This is a genomic window from Aromatoleum petrolei (assembly GCF_017894385.1).
GTDB lineage: Bacteria > Pseudomonadota > Gammaproteobacteria > Burkholderiales > Rhodocyclaceae > Aromatoleum > Aromatoleum petrolei.
In genome coordinates, this window is record NZ_CP059560.1 from 650699 (window position 1) to 669688 (window position 18990).

Below are 18990 nucleotides of genomic sequence, written 5' to 3' on the forward strand. Positions count from 1 at the left end.
GGGATGGACACCACACAAGAGGATGAAACCGCGGGCCGGTCGTCAAGCGGGGTCACCGTCAAGCCTGTCGTCAATGCGGTGCGGATCCTGCGTTTTCTGACGGAGACCGACACCCCGGAGCGCGCGGCGGACATCGCCCGGCAGTTGTCGATCAACCCCAGTACCTGCTTCAACATCCTGCGCACACTGGCCGCCGAGGACATGGTTGCATTCGATCCCGCGTCGAAGACCTATTCGCCCGGCCTGGGGCTCGCCAAACTCGTAGGACACCTCGTAACACAAGGCCAGCGGCTCGACATCGCGCGCCCACTGCTTCAGCAATTCGCCGCCCGCTTCCATGTCACGGTCACCCTGTGGCGCCAGATGGGATACGACCGCATCGTGCTGGTGAGTTCCGAGGCAAGCCCGACCGATCTGCGCATCGACATGGCGATCGGTCAGCGCCTGCCCATCTTCATGGGCGCCAGCGGCAGACTGTTCGCGGCGGAGGTGGATCTCGACCCGACCGCGATGCGCGCCGCATTCGACAAGATCCGCTGGGCCCGACCGCTGGAGTTCGACGAGTACTGCCAGCAGGTGCAGTTCGCCAGGGAACACCAGTGGGCGATCGATGACGGCTACTTTTCCGCCGGCATCATGGCTATCGCGGCCCCCGTGCGCGACCGCGCCGGTGCCATTGCCTTTGCCGTATCGGCGGTGATGTTCCGGGGCCAGTACATCGGGGCCGACGCGGACAAGCTCGGGGGCGAGGTGCGCAAACTCGCAGACAAGCTGTCGAACCTGCTGTTTTGAGGGTCGTCGCGAGGGCTGCCGGCGGTCCTTGAGCAACCCTTTTTGCGGCCCCGCGACACGCCCCGCAAAAACAGTGACACTTTTTCGTTTTCTGTGCATAATCATCCCGCAGGCCTCGATGGCCCCGAGCAGATGAGGAGACACGCCATGAGCGAACAGAACGAAAAACTTCACAAGGTTATTGTCGATCGCAGCCGCTGCTGCGGTTACGGATTGTGCGCGGCCCTGTGCCCCGACGTGTACAAGCTGGACGGCGACGGCATCGTCTATCTGGACAGCGAGTTCGTTCCCGCCGGCCAGGAAGAGGCCGCGATCGAGGGGGCTGCCGCCTGTCCCGCCGAGGCGATCCGGGTCGAAGCACCGGGCGCCTGAGTTCTTCGCCGGACTGGTAGCGCGAAAAGCGCTGGAACTGCCCACTTCGCGGAGATCCGAATGAATCGTCTTGAAGGAAAAGTAGCGCTGATCACCGGCACCGGCGGCGGTCAGGGTCGTGTCGCAGCCTTGCGCTTCGCGCGCGAGGGCGCCGTGGTGGTAGGTTGCGACACGGATGCAGCCGCCCACGCCGAAACGCGCCGGCTGGTCGAGGCCGAAGGATTCGAGTTGCACGGCTCCGCCCCGGTGGACCTCGGCGACCACGAACAGGCCCGCGCCTGGGTCGAGTCCGCGGCGGAACAGTTCGGGCGCATCGACGTTCTCTACAACAACGCATCGGCCGCGCGTTTCGGACCGGTGGCGGAATTCTCGATCGCTGACTGGCACTACACGATCCGGAACGAGATCGACCTCATCTTCTACACGACCAAATACGCGTGGAAGCATCTCGCCGTGCGCGGTGGCGTGATCATCAACATCGCCTCGACCGCCGCCTGGGGCGGCTCAAAGGTTGCAGGCATCAGCGCCCACTGCGCCGCCAAGGGTGCGGTCGTCTCCTTCACCCGCCAGCTGGCGGTCGAAGGGGCGCCGGTCGGCATACGCGCGGTCAGCATCAGTCCGGGCTTCGTGAAGACGCCCGGCACCGCGGCCTTCGTCGAGAACCCCGTCACCCGCCGGGCGCTACTCGATGGCGTGCTGCAGGATCGGCCGGGGGAACCCGAGGAAGTCGTGTCGCTGGCCCTGTACGTGGCCTCGGACGAAGCCGCCTTCATGACCGGTTCGGACCTCGTCATCGACGGGGGTCTGCTCGCAATCTGAGCACGAGCCCGAAAGTTCGTAACCCAACAGTGAACGAACGGACGTCGTGCCCCTGCGGCACAGTCCGAAGTCTGCGCAAAGCGCGGTGTAAATCGCGGGCGCAGGTCGCTCAAAACAGGAGGAAGACAGCATGGACATCATCGGTATCGGCTACCTGGGGTTCGAATCGGCGAACCTCGATGCCTGGCGCGAATATGGCCCGAAGGTCATGGGCTTTCAGATCGGGACATCCCCGACTGCGGATCCGGACACCCTCTACTTCAAGCTCGATGACCGTCGTCATCGGCTCGCATTCCATACGGGCAAGATCGACCGCCTCGCTTACATCGGCTGGGAAGCCAAGGGCAAGCTGGAGTTTCACGCCGCCGTCGAGCGCTTCCGCAGCCATGGTGTCGAGATCAGCTTCGGCGATCCAGAACTGTGCGACAAACGCGGCGTGAAGGAGCTGATCCGTTTCCGTGACCCGGTCGGATACCAGCACGAGCTGTTCTATGCCCAGAAATGGAGCCCGCGCTCCTTCGTGCCGGGCCGTCCGCACGGCGGATTCGTCTGCGGCGAACGGGGCGTCGGCCACATCGTCGTGATCACGCCCGAATACACGCCCGAACTCGAACACTTCCTCACCGGCATCATGGGCATGCACTGGTACGGCTCGGGCGCCGGCAAGGGCAAGACGGGGTTCTTCCGCTCCAGGCTCAACGACAAGACGAGCCACGACATCGCTTACGGTTTCGGCCCGGGCAAGGCCGGCGTGCAGCACATCGGCCTCTTCGTGCGCTCGGTTCGCGACGTCGGCGAAACCTACGATCTGGTCAAGAAGAACGGACTACAGATGATGATGACGCTGGGACAGCATTCGCAGGACCCGCACATGTCCTTCTATCACTTCACGCCGTCCGGCTTCGCGATCGAATGCATCACCGAACTCGAACCCTGGCACGATGACGGCTTCGAACTCAATCCGGAGCAGCTCTCCACCTGGGGTCATGAGATCGTCGGCCCCATCCTCGGCCCTAGCGTGCGCACACCGGCGGAGGTCTTCGACCCCGAGGTTCTCCACGCCAGGGGCTGAGTGCCTGCGAGCGCACCAGCCGGACCGGGTTCCGCACTGCGCGCGCCGGTTGCGGCGCCGGCCGCTACCGCGCACCCTATCGACATCATCTGAATGCAGCCACCGGAGCACGCGATGTACAGCCATATCCTCGTTCCGACCGACGGTACCCATCTCGCCAGCCAGACGATCTCTCAGGCCGTCCAGTTCGCCCGCAGCGTGGGGGCGCGCATCACGTTCTTCTATGCCGACCCGGATGCCGGCGCCTCTCTGACCGACGACGGTGCGCTGATCCACCTTCTCGACCCCGGCCTGTACCAGGACGACTTCGGCGGGCGCGCCCGCGAGATCCTCGCGAAGGCCGAGGTGTCGGCGCGCGCGGGCGACATCGACTGCGAGTGCGTGACCCGGCGGAGCAACCGGCCGCACGAGGCCATTCTCGCCGCGGCAAAGGAATTGGGCTGCGACCTGATCTTCATGGCATCGCATGGGCCGCGCAGCATCGGCGGCGTCATGCTCGCCTCCGAAACGCTCAAGGTGCTCGCTGGCAGCCGCATTCCGGTGCTCGTGTCGTCGGTCGAAAAGAACGACCCGAACCCGGCGATGACGAAGGTCTGCGCGATTATCAAGGACGAGCACCGCTCGATCGCGGTCGTGTCCTACGGCATGCGGATGCTGGCCGGCGGACTGCGCGACGGCAAACCTGCGGATATCGGCCTGCTCGACGGCATGCTCACCTACCTCGACGAGTTCCCGGCCAAACTGCACCATCCAAAGGAAGATGCCTATCTCTTCGCTGCACTCAGGAGGCGCACGTCTTCGCTCGACCAAGTCATCGACGACCTGCAACAGGAGCACCTGGATGGCGACCGACAACTTGCTGCCCTGCGCGCGGCGGTCGCCCACTATCAGGCGTCTCCCGACCCAGACGCAGAAACGCTCGCGAGCGCCATCGACGCCTTCGCCCTCGGGCAGCTCAGGCATATCGCACTCGAGGAGCGGGCGGTCATCCCGGGCGCCTGCGAACACCTCGCGGAACAGGACTGGAAGGAGATCGTGGCGGCCTTCGGACCGAACGGCGACGCGCGCTTCAACCATCGCGAACGCGAGACCTACCGACGCCTGTATTCGCGGATTGCCAACCTGCACCAGACGCTGCCCCGCATGAGCACGCCCGGCCAGTCATGACGACGCCGGTGCCCCGCCCGTGAGTGTCGAGCGCAATGCCACGGGTGCGTGGGCACCTCTCCTCCATCGGCCGTTTCGCGCGCTGTGGATCGCGGCGATCGCGGTCAACCTGTCGATGTGGATGCAGAACATCGGCGCCGCCTGGATGATGACCGAACTGCGGCCCGATTCGCCGCTCATGGTGTCCTTGGTCCAGACGGCGATGGCGCTGCCGGCCTTTCTGCTCGGACTCCCGAGCGGCGTGATCGCCGATCTGGTCAACCGCAGGCGCCTCCTTCTGATCACCCAGACCTGTTCCCTCGCATGCGCCTGCCTGCTCGCAGCCACGGCCCTGGCTGGCGGCATCGGCGCCTGGCTGCTCCTCGGCCTCACCTTCGCGCTCGGGTGCAGCAACGCGTTCGGCATGGCGGCGTGGATTGCCGCCAACATCGACAGCGCGCCGAAGGGGCAGATACCGGCAGCGATCGCCCTGTCCACGGTCACACCCAACATCGCGCGCGTCGTGGGACCGGCCGCCGCGGGGGCACTGATCGCATTCGCGGGCGTCCCGACGCTGTTCGTCGTGGTCGCGGTCGGTTTCTTGATCTCACTGGGGCTGCTGCGCGCCCTGCCCGACACGGATCTGCGGCCCGGCCTGCCGCCCGAGCGGCTGTGGAGCGGCATCCGCAGCGGCGTACGTTACATGCAGCATTCCGCGCAGCTGCGGCTCGCGCTGCGACTGGTCTTCGCTTTCGTGACCGCAGGCAGCGCGATCTGGGCATTGCTGCCACTCGTCGCCCGTGACCAGCTCGGGCTCGCTGCGGGCGGGTTCAGCCTGCTCCTCGGCAGTCTCGGCGCGGGCGCAGTCATCGCGGCATTACAGGTCACCCGACTGTATCGTCGTTTCTCCGTGCGCCGCATCGTGACCGGCGGCGGCCTGTTGTTCATGGCCGTCACAGCGCTGATTCCGGTGGTACACAATCTCTTTGTCATGAGTGCACTGCTCTTCGTCGGCGGAATGGCGTGGATGGCTGTCAATACCACCACCGGGACCGTGATCCAGACCTCCGCCGCAGCCTGGGTACGTGCTCGCGTTGCGTCGGTATACCTGCTCGTCATCATGGGGGCGATGGCAGCGGGCGGCGTATTGTGGGGCGCGATCGCCGAACGCATGGGCGTCGGGGCAAGCCTGTGGATTGCTGCCGGGTCGATTGCGGCCGGACTGATGCTGACCGGACGAGCTCGCATGCAAATGGGATCGGAGTCCGATTTCAGCGTCGCCGACACGCAGGAAACGGGGCCCGCTGCCAGCCCGGCCGACCATGAGCAGGGACCGGTTGCGGTCGAAATCACTTACCACGTGCCGGCCGAGCGGCGTGAGGAGTTCGTGCGCGCGGCCCACGAACTCGGCATCTCACGCCGACGAAACGGGGCGATCGCCTGGCGCCTCTATAGGGATCTCGAACACACGGATTGTCTTGCCGAACGCTTCCTGGTGGACTCGTGGCTCGACTACCTGCGCCAGCGCGACCGTGTCACTCGGCAGGACCGCGACATCGAGCGCCGCCTGGAGGCCCTCACCACGGACGGGAACTCGCGCACACGCCGCTTCATTGCGGAAGCGTGACGCCTGAAAGCGGTCGCGAGGACCTTCCGCAGCGTCCCGGCGCGGCCGAGGACGCATTGACGTCCCCTCGACACTTAGCGGTGCATCAACAACATGCCGACGAACTCGTTCATCGTCTTGTGCGCATAGAGATGCGACACCGCATACGCGTGACTCTCCAGCGTCCCATCGCACGATGGAGCTGAAGCACACGCCTGGGGGACACCTGGGGGGTGCAGCGAAACGAAGGAACCGTCGGTAGCGGTCAGCAACGCCGCCGCGACGGCGCTGATGCCGAGTGTTCTGAGAGCCATGATGTCTCCTCCTGTCGAAGGTGCGCCTCTATCGGGCGATTTTTGTATTTGCACACTATATGTGCTTGTGTTCAATATTAGACAATACCCTGAACGAGCGCAAGGATTTTTTGCCGCATCCCTAGCGTGGTTGAATCAGGGCGTTTGTATAATCCTCTAAATGGGGACATATATCCCTTAATTGAGGATTTTGCGATAAATCCCTATAATAGGGACAGCCATCCCTAAAGTGAGGATTCGCCATGAGTCTTGCCGACTTTCTCTTCACTCCAGGCCTGCAACGAGTGCTGGGGGCTACGCTGTTGCAACCTAACCGCAGCTTCACACTGCAGGAACTGCTACGCCTGGCGGACAGCGGGCGCGGAAGCGCTCAGAAGCAGGTGGACCGCCTGGTCGAGGCCGGCGTACTAAAAGAAGACGCCCGGCGAGGCCGGCAGCGGAGTATCCGGGCGAATACCGACTTCATTCTCTATCCGGAGTTGCTCAGCATCGCTCGCAAGTCATTTGCTGTTGTGGAGCCGCTGAAAGAGGCCCTGGCGCCTTTTGCTGACCACATCACCTCAGCGTTCGTATTTGGCTCTGTGGCCAAGGGCACCGACAGCGGCCAGAGCGATATTGACTTGATTGTAATCGGGAGTGCCCCGCTCCTCGAGCTATCCGAGGCCCTGACCCTCGCCGAGCAAGTTCTGCTGCGCCCCGTCAATTTCTCTCTGTACGAGCCTGCTGAGTGGGCTGCTCTGGTGAAGTCCGACCCCATCATGGCTCAAATTGCCCAAGGCCCAACCCTGAGGATACTGTAATGCCACGCCCGGCCGAATACGAAAACCTCATCAAGACAAAAGCCTTTGAAGCGGTCGCCCCGACACCCGGGGCTATATCGGGCTTTTTGCGTAACGCGGCGGACTACAAGGTCACCGCCGAACAGATAGACCCCACCCGACATCTGCAGGTCTTCACCTTAGCCTACGAAGGCTATTTTCAGGTGGTACAGGCCGTCCTGGAATTTTACGAGGTTCGGACCAAGGATGCTGGTCGTAACTTGGCCATTCAGCGGGTGTCGTCCTCGCTGGGTGTGAGCCCTCAAGAGTTTGCCTTCATCACGAAGGCTCATGAGCGGCGCAACGGCACTTCCTACCTTTCTCCGTTCCCCCCGGTATCGAAGGCTGAGGCAGCCACCATGCTAGCCATTCTCGCCAAGTACCTGCCTGTGGCACACACGCTGACCGGTACGCCGTGAGGCCCTACTGCGAGCGATTACTTTAGCAAAGCGCCGCTGTCAGAGCCTCCACGCTCGACCGTTCGACAAGACCCTGGCCGGACACACGCTTGTGCGGTGCGCATGCAGAGGTTCCCTGACCATGGAAAAGACAATGAATGGGTCAGCTGCGCAGTAACACCCTTGAACCAAAAAAAACTCACCGGTTTGCGACCGATGGGCGAAGGGATCTTCGGCAGGGATTGCAGCGGGAGAGGAATAGCTGCCACCGAAGAATCCAACGGGAACGGGTTGGCATCACGGCCAGCGAATCGGCATGACCTGCAGATCAAAGGCTCGCTGTCAGTTCGGGAACCGCGGCGAACAGATCCGCTACAAGGCCGTAGTCCGCAACCTGAAAGATCGGCGCCTCGGGGTCCTTGTTGATCGCGACGATCAGCCGGGAATCCTTCATGCCCGCCAGATGCTGGATAGCGCCGGAGATGCCGATCGCGATGTAGACCTGGGGCGCGACGATCTTGCCGGTCTGGCCGACCTGGAAGTCGTTGGGGACAAAGCCCGCGTCGACCGCGGCGCGGCTCGCTCCGAGCGCGGCGCCTAGCTTGTCCGCCAGCGGCTCGAGCAGGGTGCGGTAGTTCTCGCCGTTACCCAGCCCCCGGCCACCGGAGACGATGATCTTGGCGGCACCGAGTTCGGGGCGCTCACTCTTCGTGAGTTCGCGGCCGACGACACGGGTCAGGCCCAGGTCCTTCGCGGCGGGCACGACCTCGATCGGCGCGGAGCCGCCGAGCGGCGCGGCGTCGAACGCAGCGGTGCGCACGGTCACGACCTTCACGCGGTCGGTGCTCTTGACGGTCGCTAGCGCATTGCCGGCGTAGATCGGTCGCACGAAGGTGTCGGCCGATTCGACCGCGACAATGTCGGAGATCTGCGCGACGTCGAGCAGTGCGGCGACGCGCGGCAGCATGTTCTTCCCGGCGCTGGTTGCCGCGGCGAAGACGTGACTGTAGTCGGCGGCGAGCGCACGCACGAGCTCGGCAACGTTCTCGGCGGTCTGTGCTTCGTACTGGGCCGCGTCGCATACCAACACCTTCGCGACGGCGCTGATGGCGGCGGCGGCTTGGGCGGCGGTGGAGCAGCCGCTGCCCGCGACCAGGACGTGGATGTCCGCTCCGACCGCCTGCGCGGCGGTCACGGCGTTGAGAGTCGCGGTCTTGATCGACTGGTTGTCGTGTTCCGCAATGACGAGGACGGCCATCAGATCACCTTTGCTTCGTTCTTCAGTTTATCGACCAGCGTCGCGACATCCGGAACCAGCACGCCGGCACTGCGCCTGGACGGCTCGGCCACTTTCAGGATCGCCAGACGCGGAGCCACATCGACTCGCAGATCCGTGGGCTTCACGGTCTCGAGCGGCTTCTTTTTCGCCTTCATGATGTTGGGCAGCGTCGCGTAGCGCGGCTCGTTGAGGCGCAAATCCGTGGTGACGACCGCGGGCAGCGTCATCTCGAGGGTTTCGAGGCCGCCGTCGATCTCGCGCGTGACCGTGGCAAGGTTCCCGTCCACTGACAGCTTCGATGCAAAGGTGGCCTGCGGCCAGCCCATCAGGGCTGCGAGCATCTGGCCGGTCTGGTTCGCGTCGTCGTCGATCGCCTGCTTGCCGCAGATCACCAGCTGCGGGGCTTCCGTGTCGCACAGGGCCTTCAGGAGTTTGGCGACGGCGAGCGGCTGCAGCTCGGCGTCGTTCAGTTCACCACAATCGACGAGGATGCCGCGGTCGGCCCCGATTGCCATCGCCGCACGCAGGGTTTCGGAGCACACCGCCGCGCCGCAGCTCACCGCCACCACTTCGGTCGCGATGCCGGCTTCCTTCAGCCGCACAGCCTCTTCCACCGCGATCTCGTCGAAGGGGTTCATGGCCATCTTCACGTTGGCGAGGTCCATGCCCGAACCGTCCGCTTTCACGCGGGCCTTCACGTTGTAGTCAAGCACGCGCTTGACGGGTACCAGGATCTTCATGAGTCTCCTTGTTGTCGATTGCTGGTTGATTCGCGCCGTACGACCATCAAGGGCGCGAGCGCCTCGATGTTGTTGTCCGGCGCACTTCAGGCTGCCCGTTCCGACCGGCCAGCCTCGAACCGGGCCTGCAGCTCTTCGCGACGCTTGGTCGCGCCGGCCATGCTGCGTTCCTTGACGTGGCCATAGCCACGAATCTGTTCCGGGATGCGCGCAAGCTCGATCGCGACATCCAGCCGGTCTCGCGACAGGCCGTCGCAGATGCGGTCGATGAAGACGAAATAGTCCTTCACCAGTTCGCGCTCCTGGCGCCGCTCCGCGCTCCTGCCAAAGGGATCCAGGGCGGTGCCACGCAGGCCCTTGAAGCGGGAGAGCAGGCGGAAGGTACGCATCATCCACGGACCGTAGGCGCGCTTCTGGGGCAGGCCGTCAACGCCACGCTTCGCGAACAGGGGTGGCGCGAGGTGGAAGTTGAGCCGGTAATCCCGGCCGGGCTCGCCCTCGAACTGTTCGCGCAACTGGGCGAGGAATTCGGGCGCGCTGTGCAACCGCGCCACCTCGTACTCGTCCTTGTACGCCATGAGCTTCGCGAGGTTGCGCGCGACAGCCTCGGTCAGGGCGAGTCGGCCTTGTCCAACCACCGCTCGCTCGGCCTCTTGCACCCGCGCCACGGCCTTTCGGTAACGCTCGCCATAGACACCATTCTGATAATCGCTGAGCAGCCTGACGCGGCGTTCGATCAGCCGGTCCAGCGACTCCGGCATAGCCAGCACCACCGCCTCACCCCGCCCCGAAGCGTCGGCCACCGGCAGTTTTCCCGCGTCGTGTGCCGCAAGCCGTCCCCACTCGAACGCCTGCTGGTTCTTTTCGACCGAGACGCCATTCAGCTCGATCGCGCGCAGCAATGCCGCCTTGCCGACCGGAATCCAGCCTTTCTGCCACGCGAACCCCAGCACGAGCGGATTGGCGTAGATCGTGTCGCCGAGCAGCCGCAGTGCAAGCGCGTTCGCGTCGATGAATTCACAGGCATCGCCCACACTGGCGCGGATGTCGCCCTCGGCCGCCGCCCCCGGAAACTTCCAGTCGGGATTCGACAGGAACTCCGCCGCCGGGGTCTGCGCGCTATTGACCACCGCTCGCGTGCGTCCCTGACGAACCTTGGAGAGCGCTTCGGCCGAAGCCGAGACGATCTCGTCGCAGCCGATCAGCACGTCGGCCTCGCCGGTAGCGATCCGGGTGGCGTGAATGGCCGCCGGGGTCGCCGCGATCTGCACGTGGCTCAACACCGCCCCGCCCTTCTGCGCGAGCCCGGTCATGTCGAGCACGGTGACGCCCTTTTGTTCCAGATGAGCCGCCATGCCCAACAGCGCACCGATCGTCACTACCCCCGTTCCGCCGACCCCCGTCACGACGATACCGCAGGGTTTGTCCAGCCCGGGCAGTGCGGGTTCAGGCAGCGCTTCCGAGGCAGTCACCGGCGCCGACTCGCGCGCTGCGGGCTTGCGCAATTGCGCGCCCTCGGCGGTCACGAAGCTCGGGCAAAAACCCTTCAGGCAGGAGAAATCCTTGTTGCAGCCGCTCTGATTGATCTTGCGCTTGGTGCCTAGCGGCGTTTCCAGTGGCTCCACCGACAGGCAGTTGGAGGCCACGGAGCAGTCGCCACAACCCTCGCAGACTGCCGGGTTGATGAATGCGCGGCGGGCCGGATCAGGGTAATCGCCGCGCTTGCGGCGGCGGCGCTTCTCGGTGGCGCAGGTCTGATCGTAGATCAGGACCGACACCCCCGAACTCTCGCGCAGCTCGAGCTGCAACGCGTCAAGCTCATCCCGATGGTGCACCGTCACCGCATCCGGCAGACCGGCGCGCATCGCGTACTTCTCCGGCTCGTCGCTCACGATCAGGACCCGGCTAGCACCTTCGGCGCTCACCTGCTGCGCGATCTGCGGCACCGTCAGCACCCCGTCGACCGGCTGCCCCCCCGTCATCGCGACCGCGTCGTTGTAGAGGATCTTGTAAGTGAGGGTCGCCTTGGCGGCGATCGCCGCGCGGATGGCGAGCAGGCCCGAATGGAAATAGGTGCCGTCACCGAGGTTCACGAAGACGTGCTTGTCGCCCGAGAAGTGCATCTGGCCGAGCCAGCTCACGCCCTCCCCGCCCATCTGCGTGAAAGTCTCGGTGCGCCGGTCCATCCACATCGCCATGTAGTGACAACCGATGCCGGCGAGCGCGCGCGAGCCTTCCGGCACGCGGGTGGACGTGTTGTGCGGACAGCCCGAACAGAACCAGGGCTTGCGCTCGACGGTCACGCGAGGCCGCGCCGCTTCGCGCTCCTTCGCCTCGATGACATCGATGCGCGCGAACACGCGGGCGCGAAGGTCTTCGGGCAGCCCCACGCGCTCCAGTCGCGCGGCGATGGCCTTCGCGATGATCGCCGGCGACAGCTCGTAGCGCGCCGGAAGCAGCCATTGCCCACGCGGCACCGACCACTCGCCCCCCGAGTTGTCGCGCTCGTCGAATTTGCCGTAGACGCGCGGGCGGACGTCGTCGCGCCAGTTGTACAGTTCCTCCTTGAGGGCGTACTCGAGAATCTGGCGCTTCTCCTCGACCACCAGGATTTCTTCCAGTCCGGTCGCAAACGCGCGCGCATTGTGGGCGTCGAGCGGCCACACGCAGCCCACCTTGAAGAGGCGGATGCCGATCCGTCGACAGGCATCGTCGTCCAAACCCAGGTCCGTCAGCGCCTGACGCACGTCGAGATAGGCTTTGCCTGCCGCCATGATCCCGAAGCGCGCGTCGGGCGAATCGATCACGATACGGTTGAGCTTGTTCGCGCGGACGTATTCGAGCGCCGCATACCACTTGTAATCGAGCATGCGCGCTTCCTGCGCGAGCGGCGTATCCGGCCAGCGGATATTGAGCCCGCCTTCAGGCATTGCGAAGCTATCCGGAATGACGATCTGCAGGCGGTCCGGATCGATCTCGACCGATGCGGACGACTCGACGACATCGGTGACGCACTTCATCGACACCCACAACCCGGAGTAGCGGCTCATCGCCCAGCCATGCAGGCCGAAGTCGAGATACTCCTGCACGTTCGCCGGGTACAGCACCGGAATGCCACAGGCGATCAGCAGGTGTTCCGACTGATGCGCGACCGACGACGACTTCGCCGCATGGTCGTCGCCGGCGAGCATCAGCACGCCGCCATGGGGCGAGGTCCCTGCGGCGTTCGCGTGCTTCAGCACGTCGGCCGAGCGGTCCACGCCCGGCCCCTTGCCATACCACATGCCGAATACCCCGTCGCGCTGGGCGTTGGGGTAAAGATTCACCTGCTGCGTGCCCCACACGGCGGTCGCAGCGAGGTCTTCGTTGAGGCCGGGCTGAAAGACTACGTCGTGGGAGGCAAGATGCTTTTTCGCCTTCCACAGCGCCATGTCCAGCCCGCCCAGCGGCGAGCCGCGATAGCCCGAAATGTAGCCGCCGGTGTTCAGCCCCGCGCGCCGGTCGCGCTCCTTCTGCAGCATGGGCAGGCGCGCCAAGGCCTGAGTACCGCTCAGGTAGATGCGTCCGGACTCCTGGGTGTACTTGTCCTCCAGCGTGACCGAAAGCAGTGCATCCCTCGCCTCGGCAGACAGCGGTGAGTTCATCATCCCCTCCAGACTCTCTATTTATATCGACACATAGTACGAATCTGTCTATGTATCGTAAAATCACCAATACTGAGTTCTGGTATTAGGAAAACGGATGCCGGTCGACAACAATGTCACCCTGCGCCAGCTGCGCTACTTCATCGCCGCCGCGGAGACCGGCCAGTTCTCGATGGCCGCCACGCGCGCCCACGTTTCGCAATCGGCCATCACCAATGCGGTGCTGCTCCTGGAAGAATCGCTGGGGGTGCGCCTGTTCGACCGCAAACCCCACGGCGTGGGCCTCACCGCCGAGGGGCACAGCTTCTATCGACGCACGCGCGACATCCTCGACGCGCTCGAAGACGCTCTGCGCGAACCGCGCTTCCAGGCCCACCACCTGAAAGGCGCGATCCGCATCGGTGCTTCGTACACCGTGCTCGGCTATTTCCTGCCCCCGCTGCTCGCCCGCTTTCGCGCGAACTATCCGGACGTCGAACTCGACCTCCACGACATGAACCGCGAAGCCATCGAAGCCGGCGTCGCGGCCGGCGATATCGAGTTGGGCGTGGTGATCCTGTCCAACGTCGTCGAGCGCGAACGCTTCGGCCACCACGTGCTGCTGCGCTCCCGCCGCCAGCTATGGACTTCGGCCGCCCACCCGCTCCTGCAAAAAGACAACGCGGCCCTCGCCGACGTCGCTGCCTATCCCTACATCCAGGTCACCGTTGACGAAGGCGAACTGTCGACGCAGCGTTATTGGGCAGCCAAGGGCATTCAGCCCGACATCGCGTTTCGCACCGGCTCGGTCGAAGCGCTGCGCGGGCTCGTCGCGCACGGCTTCGGCGTCACCATCCTGTCCGACATGGTGTATCGGCCGTGGTCGCTGGAAGGCAAGAAGATCGAGGCCCGCCCCATTCTCGATGTGGTACCCGACATGGAAGTCGGGCTGATCTGGCGGCACGACGGCACGCTGGAACGATCCGCCGACGCGTTCAGGCAGTTCCTGATACAGGCTTGCGGGAGCTGAGCGGCGCGGCGGTCGTTACGGGCACGTCAGACGGGATGGTCTAGCGGCGACGGTCGGACGACAAGTACTCGGCCTGAACGGTCGTTCGAAAGGAAGTGTGTACCGGTCAGTAATCCATTGGTTACCTGCCGCTCAACCGCGGACTACGACGAGCGGCAGATTTTCAATCCGGTGAACGCGAACTCCCGACCCATAAGAGACCTTCGTTGACCCGGTTATTCAGTGGCAGGTTTATGAGAGGAACAGCCATGCAGCACCTCCACTGCTTATTGGCCGGAGGGATTGCCCTCCCCTCGGCGCGCATACGCCCGATGTCGCATACTTCGACTCAGAGACCAAGCCGCAAGCACTCCTAAAGAACAGCCCCATGAAAAAAATGAATACTAGTCGTTCGATTGCAAGCTGTTCATGATTCAGTAAAGTGGCTATTGATGTAAGCCAAAGCTTGACGAGTCCCAAGTTGCTCAGTTTGAGGGCCAGCCCTCACAAAGAAAAGCTCTTGAGCCCTCGATTCACCGGACGATTTCCATTTCAGAAAAACCGGGCGATTGGATTGGCGACAGTTAACCACAAAAATTTCCTCTCCCTTAACCGTTACGGGTTGGGCCGCAATGTACTCAGAAAACTCCGGGCCAATTGCGTCTCTAACGAGATTCCAGAAGTGAAGTTGAAATTTGTCGATATTTTGGAATTGATCTAACGTGAGACCAAGAACCTCCCCGTCATCCTTCACTCCGATGACTAGGGTGCCACCCGCTGTGTTCAAGAAGCCGACTATGGATTTAAGGCAAGCCAATTCGATATTCGAATCGGCGCGCTTTGCATGCAAATTAAAGCGGAGCGTCGACTTGAACTCTACCGAACCACATTCTCCACCAGAAATGACCTTTAGTGCATCAATTGCAGCACTATCTGAAGCTACGATATTTTGAACTTGTGTGAGCAATTCGGTAGATAGATTTTCTTTAGTTACGTAGTCGGCGGCCCCAAGCCTGATAGCTTGAATTGTTTCTTGCTGTGATCCTTCGCCGGAAACGACAATTACTGGCGGCGCCGAGGCTATGTGCTTGAGCCTTTCCAACAGCCACAACCCTCCCCAACGGCCGGGCGGCATTGCAAGGTCCGTCAAAATAAGGCTATACGAACACTGCTCAACCTTTCTGAGGGCATCTTCTCCATCCGTTGAAAATTCGACATCAATGCCGTTAGACGAAAGAATATTCGCGAACGTCTGGGCGGTATCGACTTGATCGTCAACCCAAAGAATCTTCATTCCAGCATCACCTTTTCGAATTCCGTTTCATCGGCCTCAGTGGTTTCTGAATTGCCTGTGCAATCAGGAGCGACCGGTTCCAGAGAAGGAAGATCGAAAGAGATTCTGCTACCGCCAGAAGACATTCTTTCGAATCGAATCCTTCCATGCAACTCCTTCATAATCATTAAAACAGTAAGAAGTCCAATACCTTGGCCGCTCCTTTTTGACGAATCTAGTGTCAATCCATTATTAAGAGCAATAAGTTGCGAATCTGATAAACCTGGGCCGGAGTCAGTAATCTCGAACGTAACAGTCTTTTCTACAGAGTCTACAAGGTACTCAAGAATAACCTTGCCTTCAGAACCAACTGCCTCAATTGCGTTTCGTAATAGATTGGAGAGAACAGACCTCAATCCAGATTCATTTGACCATAACGCAAATTTTCCGGAAATACCAGGAGGGATAAAGGTTACTCCCTCTGGAACAATAGTCCATGTCTCTGAGACCAACGAGTGCATGAAGGGGCCAAGCTCTAACGGAGCGATGTCAAGTGAAAGCGAGGACTTGGCGAGCGATCGAATAGCAGAAATTTTGTCTTTGGCAGTATCGATATGGCGACTGGCATCAGTCGCCAATGAGTATCGTGCACGCATCTCAGCCGCGGCCCTTGCTCTTTGTGCAGCCTCTGAAAAGGCGAGGAGCTCATTTTTCATATCATGAAGAATTGCCGCAATAGAATCATAGGTCCGCGAGTCCAATGCGTCCAGTTGGTGATACGCTCCCCAGCACTGCAGGACGATCATATCGAACTCCGTACGCGGAATACTGGGAATCAACAATTCAATTGCAAGGCTAGAATTTTCAACGCCACTAACGGGCAACAATTCATTAATTGCACGCCATACCGGGTTGTTCGAAAAGACTTCATCTAAATTGACTTTATAATGAGCCGGCTTTGAAACGGATAGGCGCAGGCAGTAATCCATTTGATCTAGTTGAATTACACTATTGCTTTTGTCGATTGATTCAAGAAGTTTTGCTAGCGCAGCAATTAGCGCCAAGTGAAACCCTTGAGGCTCCTGTATAACCGAGCTGACTGAAATCGATGACTCGACTCGACATCGCCGACGACGAAGCCCTATCTTGAGTTGGTCTATTAGATCGTCAGCCTCGACTGAACAAATTGTTCGACCACGTAATTTAAAGGCAGTGGCAAATTCAGTGAGCTTCTGAAATTGGTCATAACCTTGAATCGTATTTTCGAATGAAAGCGGATCGAGGTTGTCAAGCAGAGCCTGCAATTGATCGAGGTACTCAATCAAGCATTTCACTAAAGCCTGCTGGCGTGACTCCCTACCAGCTTGTGCGAAAAACTCAAAGAAACGCGAAACGTCATTTTCTCTGCGGAGACCAGACTCAGTTAGGAGGTCAGTAACTATCCTATGGAACGACTGAAACTTGCCCTTCCTTGCGGAATCGAGACCCAGAACGTCAGTATCGCCTATACGTGATAGCCTTACACCGAACTTCTCCTTACTGATCGTGTGTATTGTTTCTACCAAGTGGGTGGCGAACCATTTTCGAATCGCACTATATGCCGCGAGAGACTGATGTTTAGCATTAAATGGAGATACCCCTACCAAACTATCAAACTCACTTAACAGGGTGCGTGCGCACTGAATCTCAACTATTCGGTTCCCGTCAAACTCATGTGACAAATATGTACGCTCTGGAAAAGCAATGCAAAGATCTTTATCAGCAACCTCTGATTTAAATCGAACGGTGGGCTTAATTTTGACTTTGCTACCTGCTGACGAACGAGTTTCCCACCTGACGCGCACACCAATTGCTTGACACCTTTCATTGAGCAACGTTTTTGGGGATAGAGTATTATCTCGTGTCTTATGAAGAGCCAGCTTTGAGCGCAGATAATCGTCAATATCTGGGATGTCTTCAAAACAGTCTATGGAAGAATTGATCGTTTGCTCTCGGGAGAGGAAAACAACAGCAATAACTGACTGAGCAAACTCAACAATAACGCTTTTGCTCAGAGATTTTTCCCCAGGACCGATCAGACATGCATCTTTTGGAAGCAGTTTCTTGCAGAGTTGTTCGAAGGCATCTGGATTGATTAGTGCAGCACTCAGGTTCGCGAGCCCACCAGCTTTTTCGATATCCTCGATACTACATGTTCGAATAATGAAGTCCCGGAAGGACCACTGCAGAACGTAGCTACCAAGGAACGCTAGCAATTTGTTGCTTCGCCCAAAGGTAGGTGTTTGCCGAACCTCTGGATAACTGCAATGGACAAATGCCAGTCCGAGTAACCTAGTTGCCCAGCTCGGAAGCGACAGGCTAGCCGCTAGGGCGCGTACTTCGACTTCGTTCGGTAGCTTCTGGATTCCACTTGCGAGCTTTGGGATGTCGGTCGCCGGAGCAACCGGAATAGATTGCTTGCCGGACAGCCTAGGAAAAAGATGCTTCAAGAGAGCACCAGCGGCCTCCATCTCAGCCATTTTTTTTGATCGCGCTTCACCGCATGCCTTTTCCCCGGATGGTACTTCGACTTGCACAACGAAGATTGCGTCGTGCGCCTCCCCCCGTGTTTCGAGCAAAGAGTATTTAGGTAAGCCTAGTTTCCGCGCTTGCAGTGCCTCTTGCAGACTGGTCTTACTATCTTTGGCGGCACTTGCCGAAAAGGCTCGCAGGGGAGCAAGCGTAGGCAGAACAGTGCTAGCAACAAAGTTGTAACCAACTAAGTGAGCGCAGGCGCCAATAAATTGCGCCGCAATATCGGCTTGTGTTCGTACTGATAACCGCTCGGTATTGGTTACTCCTTGCCCAAACGTCACAAGGTCGGCCTGAATAAGTGCTTGCCCAACTCTCGCAATGAGAGGTTGGTTAAGTGATTGAAGCCTGCGACTAGCTTCTCCGGGAGATCCGTCGGAAACCCCACCGAAAACACCACGAGCGCCGTACAGGGGAACGGTTGCCTTTCCGAGGTCCTCCCATACATGAAGAATAGCGCTAGGTAGGTTTGCCGCGCACAGGATTTCGTGAGCTTCTGTAATTGCCGAGCGATGGAATAGAGCGGCGCTTACTGTCGGATATTGAGAAAATATACGATTAATCAAAGCCCGAACGGAATTCATGTCGATTGACACAGAAACGTACCCTTTATTAAGAATGTATATACCTAACTATTGCCGGGCTCCCACAACGATAGCAAAAATATCCATCGCGGCCTTCGTCCCAATTTCGGCAGAGGATAGGAAATTCAAGGTCACACTTGAAATTTGACGTCACTTCCCATGAAGACATCCGTTTGAGATGTAATCGACTTCGAAAGCATTACTTACGGAACAAGAAGATCCAGTATGCCAGCATTATGCGGAGATGGCGACGAGCTGTCAGTCGCTTGCGAAGGTCGCTTTCCTTAAGAGCAACCCGCCGTTCAGAACCGTACTTTTCGTTACTTTTCGATGATCGCTCGTGGCCGAACTGAGACCTCCGGCTTCGGACCCGCCCGGGTACAACGCGAAGCCAGTGCGACCGTCTCGACCCGACCAATTTCAGCCGGTCGCAGCGGATAAGGAGCCGACACTCGATCAGAGTCGTTGCCTACGAGTCGCGCATATTCAATGATGCGATGGCAATATTCGGGCTCGTAGGCAATTCATTCTGCGGTGCGACGTATGCCGACCTCCCCAAACTTTGCCGTTATCG

The 18990-nt window shown here is 60.5% G+C and carries 15 protein-coding genes; 9 read left to right on the forward strand and 6 right to left on the reverse strand.

The window, feature by feature from the left end; translation table 11 throughout:
- Nucleotides 1-3 precede the first annotated feature (3 nt).
- From ToN1_RS02995 to ToN1_RS03020, 6 genes are all read left to right on the forward strand, one after another.
- The gene (locus ToN1_RS02995) at nucleotides 4-792 is read left to right on the forward strand and encodes an IclR family transcriptional regulator (protein ID WP_169204538.1); all 789 of its coding nucleotides are present in this window, start codon (nucleotides 4-6) and stop codon (nucleotides 790-792) included.
- Between the two features lie 147 nt (nucleotides 793-939).
- Nucleotides 940-1164 (forward strand): ferredoxin, encoded by a 225-nt coding sequence (locus ToN1_RS03000; protein ID WP_018990607.1) that lies wholly within the window; start codon nucleotides 940-942, stop codon nucleotides 1162-1164.
- Between the two features lie 60 nt (nucleotides 1165-1224).
- The gene (locus tag ToN1_RS03005; protein ID WP_121429182.1) at nucleotides 1225-1983 is read left to right on the forward strand and encodes an SDR family NAD(P)-dependent oxidoreductase; all 759 of its coding nucleotides are present in this window, start codon (nucleotides 1225-1227) and stop codon (nucleotides 1981-1983) included.
- Nucleotides 1984-2113: 130 nt separating this feature from the next.
- A complete protein-coding gene (locus tag ToN1_RS03010; protein ID WP_169141814.1) occupies nucleotides 2114-3055 on the forward strand; it encodes a VOC family protein in 942 nt (313 codons plus the stop codon).
- A gap of 114 nt (nucleotides 3056-3169) precedes the next feature.
- Nucleotides 3170-4222 (forward strand): universal stress protein, encoded by a 1053-nt coding sequence (locus tag ToN1_RS03015; RefSeq protein WP_169141813.1) that lies wholly within the window; start codon nucleotides 3170-3172, stop codon nucleotides 4220-4222.
- Nucleotides 4223-4241: 19 nt separating this feature from the next.
- Nucleotides 4242-5828, forward strand: a complete 1587-nt coding sequence (locus tag ToN1_RS03020; protein WP_169204539.1) for an MFS transporter — start codon at nucleotides 4242-4244, stop codon at nucleotides 5826-5828.
- A 74-nt stretch (nucleotides 5829-5902) separates the two neighbouring features.
- On the opposite strand, the gene ToN1_RS03025 is transcribed toward ToN1_RS03020, so the two are convergent.
- The gene (locus ToN1_RS03025) at nucleotides 5903-6121 is read right to left on the reverse strand and encodes a hypothetical protein (RefSeq protein WP_169204540.1); all 219 of its coding nucleotides are present in this window, start codon (nucleotides 6119-6121) and stop codon (nucleotides 5903-5905) included.
- Between the two features lie 242 nt (nucleotides 6122-6363).
- Here ToN1_RS03025 and ToN1_RS03030 point away from each other — a divergent pair, with 242 nt between their 5' ends.
- Both ToN1_RS03030 and ToN1_RS03035 read left to right on the forward strand, forming a co-directional pair.
- On the forward strand, nucleotides 6364-6921 hold the full coding sequence (locus tag ToN1_RS03030; protein ID WP_153169526.1) for a nucleotidyltransferase domain-containing protein: 558 nt from the start codon (nucleotides 6364-6366) through the stop codon (nucleotides 6919-6921).
- Nucleotides 6921-7358, forward strand: a complete 438-nt coding sequence (locus ToN1_RS03035) for a hypothetical protein (RefSeq protein ID WP_018990600.1) — start codon at nucleotides 6921-6923, stop codon at nucleotides 7356-7358. The genes ToN1_RS03030 and ToN1_RS03035 overlap by 1 nt, the downstream gene beginning before the upstream one ends.
- 307 nt (nucleotides 7359-7665) lie before the next feature.
- Here the strand turns inward: ToN1_RS03035 and ToN1_RS03040 are convergent, their stop codons facing one another.
- The 3 genes from ToN1_RS03040 to ToN1_RS03050 form a co-directional block, all read right to left on the reverse strand.
- Complete coding sequence (locus ToN1_RS03040; protein ID WP_050416129.1) at nucleotides 7666-8595, reverse strand: electron transfer flavoprotein subunit alpha/FixB family protein; 930 nt, start codon at nucleotides 8593-8595, stop codon at nucleotides 7666-7668.
- A complete protein-coding gene (locus tag ToN1_RS03045; protein WP_050416130.1) occupies nucleotides 8595-9356 on the reverse strand; it encodes an electron transfer flavoprotein subunit beta/FixA family protein in 762 nt (253 codons plus the stop codon). The genes ToN1_RS03040 and ToN1_RS03045 overlap by 1 nt, the downstream gene beginning before the upstream one ends.
- Before the next feature lie 86 nt (nucleotides 9357-9442).
- Entirely contained in the window at nucleotides 9443-13000 is a 3558-nt protein-coding gene (locus tag ToN1_RS03050) for an indolepyruvate ferredoxin oxidoreductase family protein (RefSeq protein WP_169141808.1), read from the reverse strand.
- 97 nt (nucleotides 13001-13097) lie between these two features.
- On the opposite strand from ToN1_RS03050, the gene ToN1_RS03055 reads away from it, so the two are divergent.
- Nucleotides 13098-14009 (forward strand): LysR substrate-binding domain-containing protein, encoded by a 912-nt coding sequence (locus ToN1_RS03055; protein WP_096447412.1) that lies wholly within the window; start codon nucleotides 13098-13100, stop codon nucleotides 14007-14009.
- 406 nt (nucleotides 14010-14415) lie between these two features.
- Here the strand turns inward: ToN1_RS03055 and ToN1_RS03060 are convergent, their stop codons facing one another.
- Both ToN1_RS03060 and ToN1_RS03065 read right to left on the reverse strand, forming a co-directional pair.
- On the reverse strand, nucleotides 14416-15282 hold the full coding sequence (locus ToN1_RS03060; RefSeq protein WP_169204541.1) for a response regulator: 867 nt from the start codon (nucleotides 15280-15282) through the stop codon (nucleotides 14416-14418).
- Nucleotides 15279-18428 carry an ATP-binding protein gene (locus ToN1_RS03065; protein WP_169204542.1) on the reverse strand — a complete coding sequence of 1050 codons (3150 nt, stop codon included), beginning with the start codon at nucleotides 18426-18428 and terminating at the stop codon, nucleotides 15279-15281. Before ToN1_RS03065 ends, ToN1_RS03060 begins: the two co-directional genes overlap by 4 nt.
- Between the last annotated feature and the right edge of the window lie 562 nt (nucleotides 18429-18990).